The organism is Rudaea sp. (genome assembly GCF_036383415.1).
In the GTDB taxonomy this organism is placed as follows: Bacteria; Pseudomonadota; Gammaproteobacteria; order Xanthomonadales; family Rhodanobacteraceae; genus Rudaea.
Window position 1 is genome coordinate 1 of the sequence record NZ_DASVOK010000195.1, and the last position, 2,625, is coordinate 2,625.

3 protein-coding genes are annotated in these 2,625 nt (G+C 65.4%); 2 read left to right on the forward strand and 1 reads right to left on the reverse strand.

Annotated features, from left to right (window positions below; genetic code table 11):
• On the forward strand, positions 1-1,079 hold a 1,079-nt coding region (locus tag VF497_RS07760; RefSeq protein WP_330887359.1), incomplete at its 5' end, for an ATP-dependent helicase C-terminal domain-containing protein.
• Between the two features lie 412 nt (positions 1,080-1,491).
• On the forward strand, positions 1,492-1,812 hold the full coding sequence (locus VF497_RS07765; RefSeq protein WP_330887361.1) for an H-NS histone family protein: 321 nt from the start codon (positions 1,492-1,494) through the stop codon (positions 1,810-1,812).
• A gap of 39 nt (positions 1,813-1,851) precedes the next feature.
• Here VF497_RS07765 and VF497_RS07770 read toward each other — a convergent pair.
• On the reverse strand, positions 1,852-2,625 hold a 774-nt coding region (locus tag VF497_RS07770; RefSeq protein ID WP_330887363.1), incomplete at its 5' end, for a threonine/serine exporter family protein.

Sequence of the window (2,625 nt, forward strand, 5' to 3'; positions counted from 1 at the left end):
AGCTCGCTGCCGATGCGGGTTTGCTCGTGACGATTGCGCAGTCAGCCGACGCGTGGCGGCGGCGCTTCGGTCTGCGCGACCTCGCACCGACGCAGGCGGCGAGTCCCACCGCCATCGGCGATGTGCTCGCGCATGCGTTTCCCGATCGCATCGCGCGCCAGGATCCTAACAACCCGCGCCGCTACGCGTTGAGCAACGGCCGCGGCGCAAGCCTGCACCAGAATTCGGCCCTTTACGGTGAGCCCTGGCTCGTCGTCGTCGACCTGCGCATGGACGAACGCGACAGCCTCGTCCTCGCCGCGGCGCCGTTCGATCCCGATCTGCTCGAGCGCGACTTCGCCGATCGCCTCAGGCGCGAGCGCGTCGTGCGCTGGAATCGCGAGACGCGCAGCGTCGAGGCGTTCGAGGAATATCGTTTTGCCGGGCTCGTGCTCGAGCGCCGCAGCGTGCCGGCGAAAGCGGCGGATGCGCTGCCCGCGTTGCTCGCTGCCGTGCGCGAAGCTGGTCTCGATTCATTGCCGTGGAGCGATCACGCATGTGCGCTGCGCGCACGCGTCGCCTTCCTGCGCGAAGCCTGCCCCGAGCTGGAATTGCCGGACTTGTCCGATGCCGCCTTGCTCGCCACGCTCGATGATTGGCTCGCCCCCGCACTCGCGGGTAAGACCAGGCTCGACTCGCTGAGCGCACAGTCGCTCGGCGAGGCGCTCGCGGGCAGGCTCGATTATGCGCAACGCCGTGCGCTCGACGAGTACGCGCCCGAGGCGCTGCGCGTGCCGAGTGGCAACGAGCGCACGCTGCGCTACGAGGCCGGTAAGCCGCCGATGCTCGCGGTCAAGCTGCAGGAACTGTTCGGCCTCGCCGACACACCGCGCATCGCGAAAGGGCGCATCGGCGTGACCCTGCATCTGCTCTCGCCGGCGCAGCGGCCGATCCAGGTCACCCAGGACCTGAAGGGTTTCTGGGAACGCACTTATCCCGAGGTGAAAAAGGAACTCAAGGGCCGCTATCCCAAGCATCCCTGGCCCGACGATCCCTGGACGGCGACGCCGACCGCGCGCGCCAAGCCGCGCGCGCGTTGACCGCCGACCGATTGTCATCCTCGTGCTCGTCATTCCCAGGCGCTTTTGGCGGGACAGCACAGCCGGGATGCCGAAGAGCAAGCTGCGAATGCAGTTTGTGATCCAGCGCCTTTGCTTTCGTTCTTGCGTTCAAGAGCAAGAGCTTCTCGTGACTTTCGCATCCTCGTTTGCCGCGGTAATGGCTTGATCCGCAAGGTCACGTGCAGGAAGCGCGCAAGGTCGCCGCTTGTACACGGAAGTACAATCATAGAACCCGCGCCGGGCCTCGCGAACTCAAGCGGCTTTGTCGCGTGGGCGCGGCATTTGGAGCCACGTCTCTTTGACATTTATTTTCACGGCCTACAATGGCATGCTGCAAGCAGCCCCGCTTCGCATTCATCCAACCCCTGCAATCCATCCAAGATACGTAAAAATGGCAATCGACCTCAAAGGCTTGAATCAGCATCAACTGAACGAATTGATCCACCGCGCCGAATCGCGCAAGCACGAATTGGCGAAGGAGAGAATCGTCAAGGCACGCGAAAAGATTCTTGCCATCCTCAAGGCCGAAGGTATCACTCTCGAAGAACTGTTCGACGGCCGCGGCGCGAGCCGCAAGGCACGCCGTCCGGCCAAGGCGAAGTATCGCAATCCGGCCGATCACGCGCAGACCTGGTCCGGCCGCGGCAAGCGTCCGCGCTGGTTCAGTGCCGCGCTCGCCGCGGGCAAGAAGGAAAAGGATCTGCTGGTCTGATTTCGGAGCAACAAAAAAACCGGCCCGCTGCCGGTTTTTTTACAGGGCCCGGCGTGGCGCGGCGATCAGATCGCCGAACAGCAGGCCAGCGACGAGCGAGACGAGGATCGCGAACAATGATGCCGCCGTGTGGATGCCAAGGAACACATCACGACCGACGATCGCCGACACGGTCAGGAATCCGAGGCTGCCCGGCACGAGCAGGATGATGCCCGGCTCGCGCACGAGCGCACCGGGCCGGTTGGTGACGCGCGCGTAGAGATTGCTCAGCGCGCCCATCGTCGCGCCGGCGAGAAACACGCCAAATTCCGGACCGAACTGGCGGCTGCCGAAATACGTGATCGCATAACCGAGCGCGGCCGCGCCCATGACCAGCGGAAAGTCCCGCCACGCCGCGCGGAACAACACGGCGAAACCGTAACTGCCGAACGGCAGCGCGGCCCAGACGCTCCAGTCCGGCACCGGTGCGAGCGTCGCGGCTGGCGGAACGAGGCCGAGCAGCTTGCACAGCTCGTTCGCGACCAACGTGCCGAAGGCAAGCTTGATCAGCGTCTGCATCGCGTCGGCGAAGCGCGCGACGCCCGACACGAGATGGCGCGTGGACAGCTCGCGCACCGCGGTCGTCAGCATCATGCCGGGGAACAGCACGATCAGGCTGGCGAGCACCGTGACCTTGAGCGTCAACGGCGTGATGTAGAGGCTGATCTGGGTGGCGAGCACGGTGGCGATCAGCGCGCTCGCGGCTTCGAGCGCGAGGCGCATGCGCTGGCTGCGCGCGCTGATGTCGGCGAGCGTGCCGACGATGAGGCCGAT